This is a genomic window from Pseudomonas sp. EYE_354 (assembly GCF_023148575.1).
GTDB lineage: Bacteria > Pseudomonadota > Gammaproteobacteria > Pseudomonadales > Pseudomonadaceae > Aquipseudomonas.
Genome location: NZ_JAHXNQ010000001.1, coordinates 15,309 through 34,366 on the forward strand (window position 1 = coordinate 15,309; position 19,058 = coordinate 34,366).

A 19,058-nucleotide genomic window follows, 5' to 3' on the forward strand; every position below is an offset into this window, starting at 1 on the left:
GTGACGGAATTAAGGCAGCCGCAGGTCGCAAGCTTCAAGCGGCACGCTTGAAGCCGACACCCTGCGGCTTTTCGCTGCTTCTAAGGCATCACGGGCGGTAGGTACTTCAGCGTCGTCCCCAGCGCCCACAACAAAAACAGCACCAGCGGCGTGTGCACCAGCAACTGCACAAACGAGAAGCCGATCAGGTCCCGTGCCTTGAGCCCCAACACTCCCAGCAACGGCAGCATATAGAACGGGTTGATCAGGTTCGGCAGTGCCTCGGCTGCGTTGTAGATCTGCACCGACCAGCCCAGGTGGTATTGCAGGTCGTTGGCCACCTGCATCACGTAAGGCGCCTCGATGATCCACTTGCCGCCGCCCGACGGGATAAAGAAGCCCAGCACCGCTGAGTACACCCCCATCAGCAACGCGTAGGTGTCATGGGAGGCGATGGAGGTGAAGAAGGTCGAGATATGGTGCGCCAGGGTCTGGCCGTCGCCGCCCTTGACCACGGTCATCAGCGCGGCGATCGAGCCGTACAGCGGGAACTGGATCAGCACGCCGGTGGTGGTGGGCACCGCGCGGGCCACGGCATCCAGGAAACTGCGCGGGCGCCAGTGCAGCAGCGCGCCGACCATGATGAACAGGAAGTTATAGGTATTGAGCCCCGAGATGGCGCTGATCGCCGGCTTGGTCGAGAACTCATGGAACAGCCAGCCGGCCGCCAGCAGCGCCAACAAAATCGTCAGCAACGGGCTGTGCTCCAGCCATTCTCCAGGGCGGCTCGGTGCTTGCAGTTTTGGCAGGTTGAAGGCTGGATCGACCCCGCAGGCCTTGGCATCACGCGCGCTGTTGGGGCCGGGCGCGGTGGCATAGGCGATAATCAGCGACACCACGATCAGCGCCAGCAACAGCACGCCTGATTGCCACAGGAAGATGGTCTCGGTAAACGGGATCATCCCGGTGATCGACAAAATCGATGCAGGCAAGCTGGCCGGGTTGGCCTGCAATTGCGCGGCGGACGACGACAGCCCCAGCGCCCATACGGCGCCCAGCCCCAGATAAGCCGCGGCGCCGGCCGCGCGGTAATCCATGCGCAAATCCGTACGACGGGCCAGTGCCCTTACCAGCAAGCCGCCAAACACCAGGGACAGGCCCCAGTTGAGCAAGGACGCGACCATGGAAATCAACGCCACCCACGCGACGGCAGAGCGGCCGTTTTTTGGGATACGTGCCAGGCGGTCAATCAGCCTCACCGCCGGTGGCGAACTGGCGACCACGTAACCGCCGATCACCACAAAGGCCATCTGCATGGTGAACGGGATCAGGCTCCAAAACCCATCGCCAAACGCCTTGGCTGCCTCGGTGGGGGCTGCGCCCATGCCCAGGGTCGCCACGGCGACAATGATCACCGCAAGGGCGGCGAACACCCAGGAGTCAGGGAACCAACGCTCGGCGAAGTTGGAGCAGCGCAGGGCAAATCGGGCATAGCGGCTTTCTTCGATAGCATCGGCCACGAGTCGTACCTCTTGTATTTATTAGGGGGGGGCGGCAGTTTTCGCGCATGTTCCTCCTCGGGGATTGATATGGGAATGCAGTTATTTTCATCGATCCATGAGGAAAACAAATATATCTGCAGCGATTGCCATCCCCCGGCTCAGCTCATAACCTGCACGCCATTTTGTCTGTCTGCCGAGCTTGCACATGACTGCCACCTTTTCCCCACAGGCGCAGCGCTTTTCCCGCTCCGACTACAAAACCCTGGGCCTGGCCGCTCTGGGCGGCGCCCTGGAAATCTACGACTTCATTATCTTCGTGTTTTTTGCGCTGACCCTCAGCCAACTGTTCTTCCCGCCGCAAATGCCTGAGTGGCTGCGCCTGCTGCAAAGCTTCGGCATCTTTGTCACCGGCTACCTGGCGCGCCCGCTGGGCGGCATCCTGATGGCGCATTTTGCCGACCACCTGGGACGCAAGCGCGTGTTCAGCCTGAGCATCCTGATGATGGCGCTGCCGTGCCTGCTGATCGGCATCATGCCGACCTACGCGCAAATCGGCTATTTCGCACCGTTGATCCTGCTGCTGCTGCGCGTGCTGCAAGGCGCGGCGGTAGGCGGCGAAGTGCCCAGCGCCTGGACGTTTGTCGCCGAGCATGCCCCACGTCATCACCGCGGTTATGCCCTGGGCTTCCTGCAAGCCGGCCTGACTTTCGGCTACCTGTTGGGGGCGCTGACCGCCACGCTGCTCGCGCAAGTCTTCACCCCGGCCGAAATTCTCGATTACGCCTGGCGCTTGCCCTTCCTGCTCGGCGGTGTGTTCGGCGTTATCGGCGTATGGCTGCGTCGCTGGCTCAGCGAAACCCCGGTGTTCCTCGAGATGCAGGCGCGCCGTCAGGCCGCCGCCGAACTGCCGCTGCGCACGGTACTGCGCGACCATCGCGCGGTGCTGCTGCCGGCCATGATCCTCACCTGCGTGCTCACGTCCGCCGTGGTGGTGCTCGTTGTGATCACCCCGACCATGATGCAAAAAACCTTCGGCATGAGCCCCAGCGACACCTTCGCCCTGAGCGCCTTGGGCATCGTCTTCCTGAACATTGGCTGCGTCCTCGCCGGTCTGCTGGTGGACCGTATCGGCGCGTGGCGCGCGGTACAGGTCTACAGCCTGTTGCTGCCCATGGGGATAGCGCTGCTGTATGCCAGCCTGATCAATGGTGGCGTGTGGCTGGGCGCGGCGTACGCCGTGGCGGGACTGAGTTGCGGCGTGGTGGGCGCGGTGCCGTCGGTGATGGTCGGGCTGTTTCCTGCGCCGGTGCGGGTGTCGGGGATTTCCTTCACCTACAACATCGCCTATGCGCTGTGGGCGAGCACCACGCCGCTGATGCTGATTGCGCTGATGCCGACCAGCCCGTGGATCTGTGTGGGCTACTGCGTGGTGATGGGCGCAGTTGGGGTGGGGAGTGTGGCGCTGTTTGGTAAGCGCCACACCTTGGCGACCTAGTCCTCGTCAGGTCAGGAAGTGCCAGAGCAGCAACGTCCCCACCAAACCGACGATCGACACAATCGTTTGCAACACCGACCAGACCCAGATCGTCTGTTTGAGCTGCAAGCCAAAGTATTCACGCACCATCCAGAACCCGGCGTCGTTGACATGACAGAAGAACACCGAGCCGGCGCCAATCGCCAGTGCCACCAGTGAGCTTTGCGTGGCCGCCAAACCCGCCATCATCGGCGCGAGAATACCCGCCGTCGTGGTCGTGGCGACCGTTGCCGAACCGGTGGCCTGGCGCAACGCCACGGCGATCAGCCAGGCCAGCAGCAGGTAGGGCATGTGGGCGCCTTCGGCGACCTTGCTGATGGTCTGGCTGACGCCGGCATCCAGCAGGGTTTGCTTGAGGCCACCACCGGCGCCGATCGTCAGCAGCAGCACGGCAATGGGGGCGAGGGCTTTGCGCAGCGTATTGCCGACATCGGCGCGCGGCATGCCGGCGGCCCATCCCAGACAGGCCACTGCGGCGATCACGGCCAGGCCGAGGGCGATCAGTGGTTCGCCGAGAAATTTCAGCGTGTGGCCGACCGTGCTTTGCGAAGGCAGCGCGACTTTGGCCAAGGTGCTGCCGAGCATCAAAATCACTGGCAACAGAATGATCAGCAGCGACACGCCAAAGCTCGGCTGGCGAGGGGCCTTTGGCGGGGCGCTGAACAGTGCGCCGATGTCCGCCGGTTCATCCACGTGCAAGCGTTTGGACAGCCAATTGCCATAGATCGGCCCCGCGAGAATCACCGCCGGCACCGCCAGGCAAAAGCCCAGCAACATGGTCAGGCCCAGGTCGGCGTGCAGTGCGCCGACCGCAATCAACGGTCCAGGGTGCGGCGGCATCAAGGCGTGCAGGGTGGTCATGCCCGCCAGGGCCGGAATGGCAATTTTCAGCAGCGGTTGGTTCGACCGTTTGGCCATCACAAAGATGATCGGCACCATCATCACCAGGCCCACTTCGAAGAACAGCGGCAGGCCGATCACCATTGCCACCAGCGCCATCACCCACGGCAGTGACTTGCCCTTGCCGAGCCCGAGCAAGGTCGTGGCAATGCGATCGGCCGCGCCGGATTCGGCCATCAGCGCACCCAGCATCGCGCCCAGAGCGATGATGATCCCTGCTTCACCCAGGATCGCCCCGGCGCCCTTGCTGAAGGCCCTGGCCACTTCTTCCGGGGGCAGCCCCGCGCCCACACCGGCGATAAACGTGCCAATCAGGATCGACAGAAACGGCGGTAGCTTGGTCGCGCTGATCAGCACGATGATGCTGGCGATGGCCAGCAGTACGCAGCCCATAAGGCGGGTGTCGTGAACTACCCATGCAGCAGTCGATAACTCCAAGCGGGACTCCTTATCGAACAGATTTTAGGAAATTGTTTCTTTTTGTTTCCTGCTCGAAAAGCATACCTGAGCCCGAAGGGCGCGTGCTTGAGGTATCGTAGGTTTTTTCATTGACGAGCAGCCACTCCATGCGCCCTGCCCACTGCCGCCCCGTTCCACTGTCCAAGGCCTACCGCTTGCTCAATCACGGCCCCACTGTATTAGTGAGCGCGGCACATGATGGCCGGCGCAATATCATGGCCGCCGCGTGGGCCATGCCGCTGGACTTCGAACCGCCGAAGGTCGCGGTGGTGCTGGACAAGGCCACCTGGACCCGCCAACTGCTCGAAGGCGCCGGGACCTTCGTGCTCCAGGTGCCCTGCGCCGCCCAGGCAGATGTGGTGCAAACGGTGGGCAACACCGCCGGTGCCGAAATCGACAAATTCGCTACTTATGACCTGCATACCTTCAACGGGGAACACACCGACGCGCCGTTGCTGGAGGAGTGTGTCGCCTGGCTGGAATGCCGCCTGCTGCCCGAGCCTCACAACCAGCACACCTATGACCTGTTCCTGGGCGAAGTGGTCGCGGCCTATGCCGACGAGCGCGTGTTCAGCGAAGGTCACTGGCATTTCGAAGGCCACGATGAGTTGCGCACCTTGCACCATGTCGCCGGCGGCAATTTTCTCACCATCGGCCAGCCGCTGGTCGGGCGTCAACTCTAAGCCTGGCCCGCGCAAGTTTGCAGGAGGATGGTCGTTCGGCTTGGCCAATCAGCGCCCGAGCATCTTCACCCAGCGCGACGGTGGCATGCCGTAAGTGCTGCGAAATTGCCGGGTCATGTGGCTCTGGTCGGTGAAGCCGGCGGTCATCGCCGCATCCACCAATGACACACCCTGAGCCAACAGGCTTCGCACCAGGTCCAGCCGGCGCATGGTCAGGTAGCGGTAGGGGCTGGTGCCGAACAGCACACGAAAATCCCGCGACAGGGCCCAGCGGTCGCGACCTGCATGGTTGGCCATTTCGTCGAGGGTGATGCTGCGGCCCAGGGCGCTGTGGATAAATTCCCGGGCGCGTTCGGCGGCGACGTAATCGAAGGTCTTGCGGGTGATGATTGCTCCGGAGGCATCGCTGAGCGCCTGGGCCAGGTCGAACATGGCGTCCTGTTCCTGCAACGGGTCGATGGGGCAATCCAGGCTTTGCAGCAGCACTTCACTGGCGCGAAACAGCCTCGGGTCGGTGGACAGACCGGAGGGGATAAACGGCAGCGGCTTACCGCCGAGGATCTGCTGGATCAACGCCGGTTCGACGTAGATCATCCGGTACTTGAAGCCTTCCTCGCTGCCGGCATGGCCGTCGTGGGTCTCATCCGGATGAATCACCATGGTCGCGCCGGGCAGGCTGTGGGTCATGGCGCCGCGGTAGTGAAAGCTCTGCACGCCGAACAAAGTGCGCCCGATGGCGTAGGTGTCGTGGCGATGCGGATCGAAGGCGAAACCGGAAAAGTACGCTTCGATACGGTCCACGCCACTGGTATGGGGCGCGCGGTGCAGCCAGTCGAGGGTGTGGGTCAGGTTGCCCATGGTGACTTGTCACAAAAAGAAGTGGAAACACGTTAACCCAGTCTGCAGGCCTTGTCTGCCGGGGTCTTGTACGATTGTGCAGGCGGTGGGCGAGGCCTATTATCCTGGCTCGTGCCTGGCCCTGATGGAGCAGCCCCATGCAACTATTCAACCCCGCCTATGTGGCGCCGCTGGTCTCCCTGGCCCTGCTCTGGAGCGTCGCGGTGGTCACGCCCGGGCCCAACTTTTTCAACACGGCGCAACTGGCTGCGAGCTGTTCGCGCCGCCATGGCGTGATGGCCTCAGCGGGCGCGGCCACTGGCACCATCATGTGGGGACTGGCGGCGGGGCTGGGCATCAAGTCGCTGTTTACCGCCGCGCCGATGTTGTACCTGGCGTTCAAAATCATCGGCGGTTGCTACCTGATTTACCTGGGCTTGAAGCTGTTCAAGCGCTCGGCCCCCGCCATGAGCCAGGGCCTGTTGCCGGATGAGCCCCGGCGTTCGCTGTTCTCTGCCTGGCGCCTGGGGTTACTGGGCAACCTGTCGAATCCCAAGGCGGCGTTGTTCGTCGCCACCGTCTTTGCGTCCACCATGCCGCTGTCGCCTTCGCCGATGTTGCTGACCCTGGCCGTGATCACCATGGCCACGTTGTCGTTCAGTTGGTATGCCTGTGTGGCGCTGGTGTTTTCCAGCCAGCGCATGGCCAACCTTTACAGCCGTTCGCGCAAGTGGATCGACCGCTTTGCCGGCACTTGCTATGTGCTGTTCGGCGCACATCTGGTGGCGAATCGCTGAGGGGCCGTGGTAAGAAGCCTTACGTTCAATAGTGAGGTCGGGTCATGAGCAAGGTGCGCGTCGGTATTATTTTTGGTGGCCGTTCGGCCGAACACGAAGTCTCGCTGCAATCGGCGCGCAATATCGTCGATGCGCTGGACCGTTCGCGCTTCGAGCCGATCCTGATCGGCATCGACAAGGCCGGCCACTGGCACCTCAACGACACCTCGAACTTCCTGATCAACCAGGAAAACCCGGCGCTCATTGCCCTTAATCAGTCCAACCGCGAATTGGCAGTCGTGCCCGGCAAGGCCAACCGGCAAGTGGTGGAAACCTCCAGCCAGGGCGTGCTGGAACATATCGATGTGATCTTCCCTATCGTCCACGGCACGCTCGGCGAAGACGGCTGCCTGCAAGGCTTGCTGCGCATGGCGGATTTGCCTTTCGTCGGCTCCGACGTGCTCGGCTCGGCGGTGTGCATGGACAAAGATGTCAGCAAACGCCTGCTGCGCGATGCAGGCATTGGCGTCACGCCGTTCATCACGCTGACCCGCCGCAACGCCGCGCGCACCCCCTTTGAAGCTGCCGTGAACACCCTTGGCCTGCCGATGTTCGTCAAACCGGCCAACCAGGGGTCTTCGGTGGGCGTCAGCAAGGTCGAAAACGAGGCTGAATACCACGCCGCCGTTGAGCTGGCGTTGGGTTTCGATGAAAAAGTGCTGGTGGAGTCCGCCGTGCGCGGCCGGGAAATTGAATGCGCGGTGCTGGGCAACGAAGACCCCATCGCCAGCGGTTGCGGCGAGATCGTGGTGAGCAGCGGCTTCTATTCCTACGACAGCAAGTACATCGACGAACAGGCCGCTCAAGTGGTGGTGCCGGCGGCAATCAGCCATGAGGCCAGCGAGCGGATTCGCCAGTTGGCCATTGAGGCGTTTGAGGTGCTCGGGTGTGCAGGTCTGGCGCGGGTCGACGTGTTCCTGACCGATGACGGCGAAGTACTGATCAACGAGATCAACTCACTGCCCGGTTTTACCCGTATCAGCATGTACCCCAAGTTGTGGCAGGCGGCGGGAATGAGCTACAGCGAGTTGGTCAGCCGTTTGATCGACCTGGCGCTGCAGCGGCATGCGGGGCGCAAGGGCCTGAAGGTCAGTCGCTGATCGGCCCTGGCGCCCTCTGCAAGTGCTCAGTCGCCGAGCGCTTCGCCTTCACGTCGAGGGTCCGCACCGCCGCTCAGCGTCACGTTGCCCTGAGCATTTGGCGTGCGAACAATCGCCTGAATTCCGCTGGTCATATCAATGTCGCTGAGCCGGTGACCCTTGTCCCTGAGCGCCTGTTTCAACCCTGGGCTGAACAGGCCGGCTTCCAATTCGGTCGCGCCATTGCGGCTACCGAAGTTGGGCAGGCTGATGGCGGCTTGCGGGTCGAGGTTCCAGTCCAGCATCGCCACCAGGGATTTGCTCACGTACTCAATGATCTGCGAGCCGCCCGGCGAGCCTAACGTGGCCAGCAATTCACCGCTCTGGCGGTCGAACACCAACGTGGGCGCCATCGACGAGCGCGGGCGTTTGCCCGGTTGCACGCGGTTGGCCACCGGCTGGCCATTTTCTTCGGGGATAAAGGAAAAGTCGGTCATCTGGTTGTTCAGCAAAAAGCCTTGCACCATCACATGTGAACCGAACGCAGCCTCCACCGTGGTGGTCATCGACACCGCGCCACCCAAGTCATCCACCGCCACCACTTGCGAGGTGGAGATGCGCAGCGGCGAACGGTCGGGCGCGTAGGCCACTTGAATGCCCGCAGGTTGGCCCGGCTTGGCGACGGCCATGCTGCGCTCGCCGATCAGCGAGGCGCGCCTGGCCAGGTAATCTGGCGCCACAAGGCCGGCCACCGGCACTGGCGTAAAGTCCGTATCGGCCACATACAGCGCACGGTCGGCAAAGGCCAGGCGACCGGCTTCGGCGATCAGGTGCACGGCTTCGGGCACCGGTTCCAGGCCGGCAACTGAGGCGCTTTTGATCGGCGTCATCGGGGCGATGGCCAGACGCGGGTCACGGCCTTCCAGCGCCTGCAACGTGCCGAGGATCTGCGCAACCGCAATGCCTCCCGACGACGGTGGCGGCATGCCGCAGACTCTCCAGCGTTTGTAATCGGTGCACAGCGGCTCGCGCTCCTTGGCGACGTACCCCTTAAGGTCCGTTTGGGACAGGCTGCCCGCATTGCGATGGCCCTGCACCTTGCGTGCGATTTCATCGGCAATCGGGCCCTGATACAGCGCGTCCGGCCCCTCCTTGGCGATGCGTTTGAATACGGCCGCCAGCGCCGGGTTTTTCAACAGCGTGCCCGTGGCTTTGGGCGTGCCATCGGCATTCAGGAAGTAGGCTGCCATTTCGGGTGACTTGGGAATAAAGCGGTCCGCCGCAATCAGGCTGTGCAAGCGTGGAGAAACCGCAAAACCCTGCTCGGACAGGCGGATCGCCGGTTCAAACAGTTTGGCCCATTGCAGGCGGCCGCTCTTCTTGTGGGCCATTTGCAACGCTCGCAGCACGCCGGGTGTGCCCACCGAGCGCCCGCCAATCTGCGCATCGGTGAAGGCCATCGGCGTGCCGTCGGGTTTCAGGAACAACCGCTCGGTCGCCCCGGCCGGTGCGGTTTCGCGACCGTCATAGGCATGCACTTTTTTGCCGTCCCACAGCATGATGAACGCGCCGCCACCGATACCGGACGATTGCGGCTCCACCAGGGTCAGTACCGCCTGCATGGCAATCGCCGCATCAATGGCCGAGCCGCCTTGACGCAACATTTCACGCCCGGCCTCGGCTGCCAGTGGGTTGGCGGCAGCGGCCATGTGGCGTTCGGCATGTTGCGTGGTGAGGTCCGTGCGATAGCCTGAACCCAGCTCCGGTGCCGGTGGTTGTTCGCTGACCGGGGAGTGGCAGGCCGTTAGGGCGAGGGCTGTGGCTATGACCGACCACTGCCGGCGGGAAATCGAAAACACGCGCTGAACTCCGTTCGTTTTGAGAATGATCTGTTGGGCCGGGGACTGTTTTTTTACAGGTAAATCGTGCCTTTGAGGAACAGCACCGCCTTGCGGTAAATAATCACCCGGTCGCCCTTGAGCGCGCAGCGTAACTGGCCGCGACGCTTGCCACCTTGCTTTTGAGCGGATCTGTCAATGCGTCACCGCAATCGCCTGGGCCAATTGCATGTCACTCATGTGCGGCGCCGGGTAGGCCGTGTGATACGTGCGTACGGCCAGTTCAAAGTGCGCGGTGCGGATGTCGCCGTCCGAGCCGACAAAGGCCAGCGCGTCGCTTTTGGCGGACTTGAGCATCTCGACGGGATGGCTGGTAGTGCCCAGCGTGGCGAAAACCGTCAGGAAGGGGAGCGCGATGCTGGCCAGCGTGGCGCCTTCGATCGGGCTTTTACCTTCATTCGCGTGTACCAAGAGAGGCAGTGCGCAGAGTGCGAGGGTGGCGATCAGGTGGGGGCGGGGCATCGAACACTGAGTCCTTTGAGTGTTGGGGAGTGGGGGATACTAACAGCAGTCTGGAGCAACGCTGGGGGATGGCTTTTTTGCGGACATAAAAAAACGGCCTACCTTTCGGTAAGCCGTTTTTAGTACTTGGTGGCTACACAGGGACTTGAACCCCGGACCCCAGCATTATGAATGCTATGCTCTAACCAACTGAGCTATGTAGCCAAGTGGCGCGCATTATTCGCGCAGAACGGGAATGCGTCAAGCGTTTATTTTTAATTTTTATCTGCGCTTTCAACTGTTTAACCGAAAACGCCGGTTTTTGGGGGCTGCATAGCCCAACGCGAGCTTACTCGCTCGCCTCAGGGGTTGAACCCGTCGTCACGAGAGATGCATGGAGGCAGGCAGTCGATGGTCTGCGCGCAGGCGTGGGGCCGGGCAATATGAGGATGATTGCCGGGGGGGGCTTCGGGTCGCTGCGGTCTCGCAGCCGCGTACGCAAAAGTCGTGATCGAGTTGGGCAATATCCCTGCCGCCCAACACTTGGTTTTGCTTATGGGTATATCGAGTTGTGAGTGACACGCTTGAGTTGTTCGCGTGCCCGCGACAGGCGTGAGCGAACGGTGCCTATGGGGATGTCCAACACGTCGGCAGTGTCCTGGTAGCTGCCATCGGTTTCCAGTGAGGCGTACAGCGTTTTGCGCATTTCCGCAGGTAGGTGGTCAATGGCGCTCAGGGTATTTTCCAGGCGGCGGTTGATTTCGAACTCCCAGTCCAGGTTTTTGTTTTCTTCCTGGCCGTGCCACAGCGACTCGTCGAATTCGCAATGCACCGGCTTGGCATACAGGCGTCTGAAGTGATTGCGGATCAGGTTTTGCGCGATGCCGCACATCCAGGTGCTGAGGGCGGCCTGGCCACTGAAACGTTCCCTGTTACGCCATGCCTCCAGGTACGTCAGTTGCAGGATGTCGTCTGCATCCTCGTGGTTAAGCACGCGTTTGTGAATAAAGCGGCGGAGCTTTTTTTGTTGGTCGTCCGTCAGTTCGAGCATGAATTGAGGCGAGCCGCCAACAAGGTGCGCTAAAGCATCAATAGGGATATTCACGGTGTTTTCCTCAGGGTAGACACTGTCGAAAAGTTTTCGACGAGAACCCCTTTAGCACTGGCTGTGCCAAATGGAAAAATCCTTCAACTTGCTGATTTATATAAAAAAACATATTGAAATAGAGCGTTTTTGCGCAACTTCTTGCAAAAGGCATCGATGATTTGTGTCGGTCTTTTCAAAACCATCGACGGATAAACTTTGATGGAACCGTATCGGCGGGCATTGCCACATAGGGACACACTCTTCCCGTCTTGGCATGCTCATGAAAGTCGAAGTTCTTAACGATTTGCCATCATCCCAACGCCTGGATCAATCCGCTGTTGCGCGCGTCTCTACGCCAGAGCCGGCCAAGGTCGAGGAGCTTGCCCAGCTCTTCGACCAGGAAGTGGTGGCCAATAACCGAGTGCTGCGGGCGACGTCGATACGCGTTCCGCCTGTCGATCAGCTTGCGCAACTTTATGATCAGCTTGGCCATCCGGCCCAGGAGTCGTTCGCGGCTATTTCTCGGCGTTTCAGGCAGCAGTTGCAGCACAATCCCAGCGCCGACAAGTTGCTGGAGCTTGCCGAGGGGGACCCGGCGCGTGCGTTCGTGGTGCTCCGGTATCTGGAGGTCCAGGCGGACAGTGAGGCGCGCTCGTCTGAAGCGGCCAAGGCGCGGGATGCCATTGCCACGATGAGCATCGGCTTCAAAGGGGAAATCCAGGCGGGCCTTAAATTCGCCACGGCGTTGCTGGAGGCCGGCGGTGATGCGCAAGAGCGCCAGGCGCTGCGTGCGCTCTACTACGCCAGCGTGGCCACGCGCCAATCCCTGGCGACGATGATGCAGGCGCTGCTGGGTGTATACGGTGGCGATACGTTTTCCGCGCGGCTCGGCAGCATGCGTAAAGCCTTGGCTGACGACATCGCGGTGTTGGTTTCTTCAATGGCTACCCCTCGACTGCGCACCTTGCTGCTGGCCCTGCAAAGTTGTGGTCAGTTGAGCAGTGTGTTGGCCGATTGCGAGGCGCTGAATGGGCGTCTAGGTTTGGATGGTGACGCCGTGAGCCTGTTGCAGCGCCTGCTGGGCTACGCCGGCAGCGGGATTGATGCGGGTGAAGTCCTGCGGCTTGGGCATGATCTGGGCAGCGCGCCGGATACCCAGCAGGTGGTACTGCTTAACGCGCTTTTCCCTCTGATTCGGCAGTTGCCCCTGGCGTTATGGCCGGACAGTCGAGTGCGTCAGAGCGCCCTGGATAGCTTTTTGGCGGTCATGGGAGAGCTGGACCGGGTTGAGCGCGGCCCCATACGCTTTGCCGGTAGTCTGGGGACGTCGGTGTGACCGTGCTGTCTACCCTCAACAATGTGCTGCTCAAAGCGGCGCAGCGTGCCGAAGTACTCGGGGCCGTGGTTGTCCTGGGCATTGTGTTTATCTTTATCGTGCCGCTGCCCACCTGGCTGGTGGATATTCTTATCGCGGTCAACATCTGCATCTCCTGCCTATTGATCGTGCTGGCGCTGTATTTGCCGGGGCCCCTGGCGTTCTCTTCGTTTCCTTCGATCTTGCTGCTGACCACCATGTTTCGTCTGGCGCTGTCGATCGCGACTACGCGCCTGATCCTGCTGGAACAGGACGCCGGCGACATCGTCGAGGCGTTCGGCAATTTCGTGGTGGGGGGCAACCTGGCGGTGGGGATGGTGATCTTCCTGATTCTGACCCTGGTCAATTTTCTGGTGATCACCAAGGGCTCGGAGCGGGTCGCCGAGGTAGCCGCAAGGTTCAGCCTGGATGCGATGCCGGGCAAACAGATGTCCATCGACAGCGACTTGCGCGCCGGCCTTATCGACGGCATCCAAGCGCGGGAAAAGCGCGACCAGTTATCGCGTGAGAGCCAGCTGTTCGGCGCCATGGACGGGGCCATGAAGTTCGTCAAGGGCGACGCCATTGCCGGTTTGATTATCGTGGTGGTCAACCTGCTGGGCGGTTTTACCACGGGAATGTTTCAACACGATCTGAGCGCCGCCGAATCGATCCAACTGTATTCGGTGCTGACCATCGGCGACGGCCTGATTGCGCAGATTCCGGCGCTGCTGATCTCCCTTACGGCCGGCATGATCATCACGCGTGTGGCGCCGGCCGGGGGCAAGGGCATCACTAACATGGGCGCCGAAATTGCCCGCCAAATGACCAGCGAGCCTAAGAGCTGGATGATTGCGTCGGTAGGGATGCTCGCATTTGCAGTGGTGCCCGGCATGCCGACCCTGGTGTTTATCCTGATCTCCGCGGCAACCGGTGCCTTGGGGTATTACTTGATGCGTCAGCGTCAGGGCAAGGCCCCGGCCGAGGATGAAGACGCTCACGCCGTCCGCCCCGAAGAGAACGGCGAAGAGGATCTGCGTGGGTTCGATCCATCGCGGCCTTATCTATTGCAGTTTCCCTCGGCTTTGCGTGGCACACCTGAGGTGACGGATCTTATTCACGGGATTCGCCAGGCACGAAATTCGCTGGTCGCCAATATCGGCCTGACGTTGCCGCCTTTCGAGGTCGAACTCGATGAGGCACTGGCCGCCGACGAAATGCGCTTTTGCGTGCATGAAGTACCGATGATCAAGGCCTCGGTCGTCACCCATCTGGCCGTTGACCGCAAGGCCTTCACCGTAGAGCCTGCGCACGCAATACCGGGGCTGGCCGAGCGTGACGAAGAGGGTTGGCTCTGGTTGCCGGCCGATGATCCTCTGCTGGATGACCCACAGTTGGAACGCTTTACCGCGACGAGCCTGATCATCGAACGCATGAGGCAGGCCATGATGCTTAGCGGGCCGCAGTTCCTGGGGATTCAGGAGAGCAAGGCGATCCTCAGTTGGCTTGAGCACAACCAGTCGGAACTGGTGCAGGAGTTGCAGCGCATCATGCCGCTCTCGCGGTTTTCAGCGGTGTTGCAACGTTTGGCCAGTGAAGGCGTACCGCTTCGAGCCGTGCGGCTGATTGTTGAAGCGATGGTCGAGTACGGCCAGCATGAGCGCGAGCCTGACGCACTCGCCGATTATGCGCGCATTGCCCTCAAGGCGCAGATCTTCCACCAGTACAGCGAAGAAGATGGTCTGCATGCCTGGTTGTTGTCTCCCCATAGCGAGAACGTCTTGCGCGATGCCTTGCGCCAGACCCAGACCGGGGTGTTCTTCGCACTGGATAGCGAAACCAGTGCCGCGTTGATCAACCTTCTCAACCAGGCCTTTACCTTACGTGCCAAACGTAAAAGTGTGATGTTGGTTGCGCAGGACCTGCGCAGTCCATTGCGCACCTTGTTGCTGGAGGAGTTCAACCATGTACCGGTGTTGTCCTTTGCGGAATTGGGGAGTTCATCCAAGGTAAAAGTGCTGGGGCGTTTTGATCTGAGTCAGGATCAACTGATGCGCGGTGCGGCGGCATGATCCCCTTGGGCGATGCCGCGCGCGGGAGGGCTCGCTGATGTTTGAGCTGCGAGTGCTCAATGGTCTGCGTCAGGGGGCCGCGTTGCCGCTGTTTGGTGAGACCTGGAGCATTGGTGCTCAGCCTGACGCGGACCTGGTGCTGAATGATCCCGGCATTGCCGAGCAGCACGCGCGGTTGCGGTTGATCGGTTCGAATTGGTCAGTGCAGGCCGAAGCCGGGCTGCTGCATGACGCCGGGGGGCAGGTGCTGGCGCAGATCGCGAGCCTGAGCCTGAACATGCCGTTTTCAGTCGGGGCCATTCGTCTGTCTGTCGCCCTGGCCGATCAGCCATGGCCTGAAGGGCCTGCCTCCACTCCAACGCAACGGACCCATGAGGCGCCGCGGGCGTTACCGTTGTCGTCCCTTTCCCACGTGCAGCAAAAACGCCTGATCAGTGCAGTGCTGGTGGTTGCGGTGATCGTCGCGGTCGTCGGCATGATTTCCCCGGGCGAGCGGGATGCCCAGGCCTCCTTGATGGCGCCCGGGGCAGCCAAACCGCTATTGGCCTCTGCGTATGAAGTGCGGGAGCAATTGCTGAAGATGCTCGCCGAGCGTGAATTGAGCCAAAGGGTCAGCCTGGAAGTGATCAACGGCCAGGTCGTGCTCAACGGCGCGGTTTCTGTGGACGATGTGGAGCTGGTGTCGCGGATGCTCAACCGTTTTGGTGAGTTGTTCGACAACGCCGTGCCGGTGATCAGTCGCGTGCGTACGCGCGATGGGACGCTGCCGTTCAAGATTGTGCAGATCGTCGGCGGGCCGAACGGCCATGTGGTTCTCGAAGATGGCAGTCGGCTGTTTGTCGGTGACGAGGTGGAAAGTTTGCGGTTAGTGCTGATCGACAATACCAAGGTGGTCTTCGATGGCGCGCAGCGTTATGAGGTGCATTGGTGAGTGAAGAACTGCGGGCGCGCCTCGAGGCCTGGGAGCGGCGCCAGACCCAGTCACTGAGCAACCTTTTACCGGTGACGATGCGCGGTCGAGTCCAGCGCGTCAACGGCATGTTGCTGCAATGCCGGTTGCCCGGCGCGCGTATCGGTGATCTGTGCCAGGTTGAAAAGTCTGTCGACGAATACATGCTGGCCGAGATCATCGGGTTCGATCAGCAGGACGCCGTCCTCAGCGCCTTGGGCAATCTTGAAGGGGTACGCGTGGGCGCTGGTGTGCAGCGTCTGGGCGTGTCGCATCAGGTGCGGGTCAGTGATGAGTTGTTGGGGCAGGTGCTGGATGGCTTCGGGCGACCGATTACGGGCGTTGGCCCCAGCGCGTTTGTCGAGACCGAGAGCCCCGATGCCAGCATGGTGTTATGCGAGGCCCCGTTGCCGACCGACCGGCCGAGGATCCATCGGGCCCTGGCGACCGGGGTGCGCTCAATCGATGGGTTGTTGACGCTTGGCGAGGGCCAGCGTGTGGGGCTGTTTGCCGGTGCGGGCTGTGGCAAGACCACCTTGCTGGCGGAAATTGCCCGGAACGTCGAGTGCGACGTGATTGTGTTCGGCCTGATCGGCGAGCGCGGCCGGGAGCTGCGTGAGTTTCTCGACCATGAGCTGGATGAGCAATTGCGGGCCAAGGCCGTACTGGTGTGCGCGACGTCCGACCGTTCCAGCATGGAGCGAGCCCGCGCAGCGTTCACTGCGACGGCGCTGGCCGAGGGCTATCGCCGTGAAGGTAAGCGGGTGCTGCTATTGATCGACTCCTTGACCCGATTTGCGCGCGCCCAGCGGGAAATCGGTCTGGCGGCCGGTGAGCCTTTGGGGCGTGGCGGCTTGCCGCCTTCGGTATACAGCTTGCTGCCGCGGTTGGTGGAGCGCGCCGGGTTGACTCGCGACGGCGTGATCACCGCGATCTACACCGTGCTTATCGAGCAGGATTCCATGAGTGACCCGGTGGCGGATGAAGTCCGCTCGCTGCTGGATGGTCATATTGTTCTGTCGCGCAAACTGGCTGAGCGGGGTCACTACCCGGCGGTTGACGTTCTGGCCAGCCTTTCGCGAATTCTGAGCAATGTCGCGACCCGGAGGCGATGTTCAGTCTGATGGGTGAATGCCCGGTGACCCTGGCAGAGGCCGGCAACGACCCCACATCCTGGTTTTGGGAGCTGTTCCAGCATCACCTTAGCCCGCAGGTGTTGGCGCTGTTTGGGTATCTGCGTTTGCTGTCCGCACCCAGGAAACTGAATTTTGGTTGTCGTTTTACGGTGACGCTGGGGCCTTCCAGGGTCGCAGGTTACCTGTGGATGGCTCCGGAGAGCTTGCTGGCTGCGTATGCGGCCGGCGCCTGGGAGCCTGCGGGCGATCCGCTGCCTGTGGCTTTTCCGTTGGTCATAGCGGCGTCCCTGGGCCGCTTGAGCCTGCCTGTTGCGCAAGTGCGCGGCTTGCGTGCGGGTGATGTGTTGGTACTCGAGCAGGCCTTTTTCGATGTACAGGGCCATGGCCACTTGCATATCGGCAGTCATCGGTTGCAAGGGCGTATTGATGATGAATCCGGGCGGTGGTGCCTGAACCTTATTGCGATAAAGGAAACGTGCGTGAACGAAGAGTTTGTAATACAGGAATATGCAGAAGAAGAGGTTGATCAGCCGATGGAGGATGTCTTTGGCCGGGAACCCTTTGATGACTTGAGTATGGCGCTGACCGTGCGCTGTGGCGTCTTGAACCTGACCCTGGGCGAACTGCGCAATCTGGCGCCCGGAGCTGTGCTGGGCATCACCGGCTATGCCCCTGGTATCGCCGGCCTGTATTACGGAGACCGGCCGATTGGGCAGGGGCAGCTGGTGGAAGTCAACGGTCGGCTCGGCTTGCAGTTGTCGCGCGTGGTGTTCTCCCGATGATATTCCAGGGCGTCGACCCCGTTGTCCTGGCGCTGTTTTTCGGTGCGCTGTCGTTGCTGCCGATGCTGTTGGTGGTTTGCACGGCTTTCTTGAAGATTGTCATTGTGCTGATGATTACCCGCAACGCTATCGGTGTTCAGCAGGTGCCTCCCAGCATGGCGATCAATGGCATAGCGCTGGCGGCAACGCTCTTTGTCATGGCGCCCGTGGGCTATCAGATCGCCGAAAACCTCCAGGGCACGCCCCTGAACATGAGCAGCGTGCAGACGATGCAAGAGACCGGCCTGGTGGCCATGCAACCGTTACGCGAATTCATGAAGCGCAACACTGATCCGGATGTGTTGACCCATCTGCAGGAAAACAGCGTGCGTATGTGGCCGCCTGAGATGGCGCAAGGTACCCAGCGCGAAGACTTGATCCTGTTGATTCCGGCATTTGTGGTGTCGCAGTTACAGGCCGGGTTCGAGATCGGTTTCCTGATCTACATTCCGTTCATCGTCATCGATCTGATTGTGTCCAACCTGCTATTGGCGCTGGGTATGCAGATGGTGTCGCCGATGACCATTTCCTTGCCACTCAAGCTGTTGTTGTTCGTCATGGTTTCCGGATGGTCGCGATTGCTCGACAGCCTTTTCCTTTCTTACCTTTGAGTGCCCCATGGAACCGATCGTGCTGTTCAAGCAAGGCATGCTGTTGGTGGTGGTGCTGTCGGCACCGCCGTTGATCGTGGCGGTGATTGTTGGCGTGCTGACGTCGCTGGTTCAAGCCCTGATGCAGATACAGGACCAGACGCTGCCCTTCGGCATCAAGCTGGTTGCCGTGGGGGTCACACTGATATTGACGGGACGCTGGATCGGTGTGGAGTTGATTCAACTGATCAACCTGATGTTCGACATGATCGCCCGCTCGGCCCTCAACTGAGGGCCTGCACGTGATGCTTTATCTCGAGCTTTTGCCCAGCCTGCTGATCGCCATGGCGCGTATCTATCCCTGCGCCATTCTGGTGCCGGCGTTCTGTTTTCAGCATGTTCGCGGCCTGTCCCGGCACGCCATCGTGATGGTCCTGGCGTTCATTCCGACGCCAGGTATCCAGGCGGCCGTGGGGGTCCGCCGGTTTGGGATGCAGCTCCAGCTCGAGCACCCTTGGACGCGCAAAGCACAAGCGCAGTCGCTGCCAGATAGCAGGAGCGACCCAAGCGCGCAGATATTGCAAGGGATCGTCGATGTTCGTCGACGCCGGGCCAGGTGGCAGCGCCTTGGCCAGGCGCTGGCACCAAAGCAGCTGTTCCTGATTCAGCCGCTCGTCATGGGGCGCCTTGTACACCTCATTGATAAGGATGAGCACAAGGTCCCGTTGCTGCGTGCTGCTCAGCACCAGTTGTAACAATGCCGAAGAAGCGGCCGGGGGCAGCCCGGGCTCAATGCCGAACAGGTCGCTCACGCGGCGATGATGGCTGCGTGAAAGTGCTGCTGCTTCGACAAAGCCCGTTTGGGTGAGCCAATCGATGTGGGCATTTTTCCACGGGAAGG

The 19,058-nt window shown here is 61.3% G+C and carries 16 protein-coding genes, 1 tRNA gene and 2 pseudogenes; 12 read left to right on the plus strand and 7 right to left on the minus strand.

All coding sequences use genetic code 11. The features are described from left to right. Window positions 1–80: 80 nt before the first annotated feature. Window positions 81–1,499, minus strand: a complete 1,419-nt coding sequence (locus KZX66_RS00075; protein ID WP_248075007.1) for a TIGR00366 family protein — start codon at window positions 1,497–1,499, stop codon at window positions 81–83. A gap of 187 nt (window positions 1,500–1,686) precedes the next feature. Between KZX66_RS00075 and KZX66_RS00080 the strand changes: the two genes are divergently transcribed. Beyond that, entirely contained in the window at window positions 1,687–2,976 is a 1,290-nt protein-coding gene (locus KZX66_RS00080; RefSeq protein WP_248075009.1) for an MFS transporter, read from the plus strand. A 6-nt stretch (window positions 2,977–2,982) separates the two neighbouring features. Here KZX66_RS00080 and KZX66_RS00085 read toward each other — a convergent pair whose 3' ends face one another. Continuing rightward, a complete protein-coding gene (locus KZX66_RS00085; protein WP_248075011.1) occupies window positions 2,983–4,353 on the minus strand; it encodes a gluconate:H+ symporter in 1,371 nt (456 codons plus the stop codon). 128 nt (window positions 4,354–4,481) lie between these two features. On the opposite strand from KZX66_RS00085, the gene KZX66_RS00090 reads away from it, so the two are divergent. Then, window positions 4,482–5,057, plus strand: coding sequence for a flavin reductase family protein (locus KZX66_RS00090; RefSeq protein WP_248075013.1), 576 nt, complete (start codon window positions 4,482–4,484; stop codon window positions 5,055–5,057). 48 nt (window positions 5,058–5,105) lie between these two features. On the opposite strand, the gene KZX66_RS00095 is transcribed toward KZX66_RS00090, so the two are convergent. Continuing rightward, the gene (locus tag KZX66_RS00095; protein WP_248075015.1) at window positions 5,106–5,915 is read right to left on the minus strand and encodes an AraC family transcriptional regulator; all 810 of its coding nucleotides are present in this window, start codon (window positions 5,913–5,915) and stop codon (window positions 5,106–5,108) included. 137 nt (window positions 5,916–6,052) lie between these two features. Here KZX66_RS00095 and KZX66_RS00100 point away from each other — a divergent pair, with 137 nt between their 5' ends. Together KZX66_RS00100 and ddlA are read left to right on the plus strand one after the other, a co-directional pair. Then, entirely contained in the window at window positions 6,053–6,691 is a 639-nt protein-coding gene (locus KZX66_RS00100; RefSeq protein WP_248075017.1) for a LysE family transporter, read from the plus strand. A gap of 44 nt (window positions 6,692–6,735) precedes the next feature. Further along, window positions 6,736–7,830 carry a D-alanine--D-alanine ligase gene (gene ddlA / locus KZX66_RS00105; protein WP_248075019.1) on the plus strand — a complete coding sequence of 365 codons (1,095 nt, stop codon included), beginning with the start codon at window positions 6,736–6,738 and terminating at the stop codon, window positions 7,828–7,830. A gap of 26 nt (window positions 7,831–7,856) precedes the next feature. Here ddlA and ggt read toward each other — a convergent pair whose 3' ends face one another. From ggt to KZX66_RS00125, 4 genes and pseudogenes are all read right to left on the minus strand, one after another. Further along, window positions 7,857–9,668: a gamma-glutamyltransferase gene (gene ggt, locus KZX66_RS00110; RefSeq protein WP_248075021.1), complete on the minus strand. Its 1,812-nt coding sequence runs from the start codon at window positions 9,666–9,668 to the stop codon at window positions 7,857–7,859. Between the two features lie 246 nt (window positions 9,669–9,914). Further along, a pseudogene (locus tag KZX66_RS00115) lies at window positions 9,915–10,169 on the minus strand (DUF2388 domain-containing protein); the annotation flags it as partial. A gap of 127 nt (window positions 10,170–10,296) precedes the next feature. Next, window positions 10,297–10,373 (minus strand) — tRNA-Met (locus tag KZX66_RS00120). Between the two features lie 328 nt (window positions 10,374–10,701). After that, window positions 10,702–11,253: an RNA polymerase sigma factor gene (locus tag KZX66_RS00125; protein WP_248075024.1), complete on the minus strand. Its 552-nt coding sequence runs from the start codon at window positions 11,251–11,253 to the stop codon at window positions 10,702–10,704. A gap of 262 nt (window positions 11,254–11,515) precedes the next feature. Here KZX66_RS00125 and KZX66_RS00130 point away from each other — a divergent pair, with 262 nt between their 5' ends. The 8 genes and pseudogenes from KZX66_RS00130 to KZX66_RS00165 all read left to right on the plus strand — a co-directional run. Beyond that, entirely contained in the window at window positions 11,516–12,571 is a 1,056-nt protein-coding gene (locus KZX66_RS00130) for a TyeA family type III secretion system gatekeeper subunit (protein ID WP_248075026.1), read from the plus strand. After that, window positions 12,568–14,661, plus strand: a complete 2,094-nt coding sequence (gene sctV, locus KZX66_RS00135; RefSeq protein ID WP_248075028.1) for a type III secretion system export apparatus subunit SctV — start codon at window positions 12,568–12,570, stop codon at window positions 14,659–14,661. Before KZX66_RS00130 ends, sctV begins: the two co-directional genes overlap by 4 nt. 37 nt (window positions 14,662–14,698) lie before the next feature. Continuing rightward, window positions 14,699–15,592 carry an FHA domain-containing protein gene (locus KZX66_RS00140; protein WP_248075030.1) on the plus strand — a complete coding sequence of 298 codons (894 nt, stop codon included), beginning with the start codon at window positions 14,699–14,701 and terminating at the stop codon, window positions 15,590–15,592. Further along, the gene (locus KZX66_RS00145; protein ID WP_348983781.1) at window positions 15,589–16,734 is read left to right on the plus strand and encodes a FliI/YscN family ATPase; all 1,146 of its coding nucleotides are present in this window, start codon (window positions 15,589–15,591) and stop codon (window positions 16,732–16,734) included. The genes KZX66_RS00140 and KZX66_RS00145 overlap by 4 nt, the downstream gene beginning before the upstream one ends. Next, window positions 16,722–17,528, plus strand: coding sequence for a FliM/FliN family flagellar motor switch protein (locus KZX66_RS00150; RefSeq protein ID WP_248075032.1), 807 nt, complete (start codon window positions 16,722–16,724; stop codon window positions 17,526–17,528). Before KZX66_RS00145 ends, KZX66_RS00150 begins: the two co-directional genes overlap by 13 nt. After that, window positions 17,525–18,178 carry a type III secretion system export apparatus subunit SctR gene (gene sctR / locus KZX66_RS00155; protein ID WP_248075034.1) on the plus strand — a complete coding sequence of 218 codons (654 nt, stop codon included), beginning with the start codon at window positions 17,525–17,527 and terminating at the stop codon, window positions 18,176–18,178. Before KZX66_RS00150 ends, sctR begins: the two co-directional genes overlap by 4 nt. 7 nt (window positions 18,179–18,185) lie before the next feature. Next, complete coding sequence (gene sctS, locus KZX66_RS00160) at window positions 18,186–18,449, plus strand: type III secretion system export apparatus subunit SctS (protein ID WP_017529928.1); 264 nt, start codon at window positions 18,186–18,188, stop codon at window positions 18,447–18,449. Between the two features lie 10 nt (window positions 18,450–18,459). Beyond that, a pseudogene (locus KZX66_RS00165) lies at window positions 18,460–18,630 on the plus strand (EscT/YscT/HrcT family type III secretion system export apparatus protein); the annotation flags it as partial. Window positions 18,631–19,058: the final 428 nt, after the last annotated feature.

What these genes read in the sequence shown, in the direction of transcription:
- KZX66_RS00080 (WP_248075009.1), top strand. Translation starts at nt 1,687, where the DNA reads ATGACTGCCACCTTTTCCCCACAGGCGCAGCGCTTTTCCCGCTCCGAC.
- KZX66_RS00090 (WP_248075013.1), top strand. Translation starts at nt 4,482, where the DNA reads ATGCGCCCTGCCCACTGCCGCCCCGTTCCACTGTCCAAGGCCTACCGC.
- KZX66_RS00095 (WP_248075015.1), bottom strand. Translation starts at nt 5,915, where the DNA reads ATGGGCAACCTGACCCACACCCTCGACTGGCTGCACCGCGCGCCCCAT.
- KZX66_RS00100 (WP_248075017.1), top strand. Translation starts at nt 6,053, where the DNA reads ATGCAACTATTCAACCCCGCCTATGTGGCGCCGCTGGTCTCCCTGGCC.
- ddlA (WP_248075019.1), top strand. Translation starts at nt 6,736, where the DNA reads ATGAGCAAGGTGCGCGTCGGTATTATTTTTGGTGGCCGTTCGGCCGAA.
- KZX66_RS00130 (WP_248075026.1), top strand. Translation starts at nt 11,516, where the DNA reads ATGAAAGTCGAAGTTCTTAACGATTTGCCATCATCCCAACGCCTGGAT.
- KZX66_RS00140 (WP_248075030.1), top strand. Translation starts at nt 14,699, where the DNA reads ATGTTTGAGCTGCGAGTGCTCAATGGTCTGCGTCAGGGGGCCGCGTTG.
- KZX66_RS00150 (WP_248075032.1), top strand. Translation starts at nt 16,722, where the DNA reads ATGTTCAGTCTGATGGGTGAATGCCCGGTGACCCTGGCAGAGGCCGGC.
- sctR (WP_248075034.1), top strand. Translation starts at nt 17,525, where the DNA reads ATGATATTCCAGGGCGTCGACCCCGTTGTCCTGGCGCTGTTTTTCGGT.
- sctS (WP_017529928.1), top strand. Translation starts at nt 18,186, where the DNA reads ATGGAACCGATCGTGCTGTTCAAGCAAGGCATGCTGTTGGTGGTGGTG.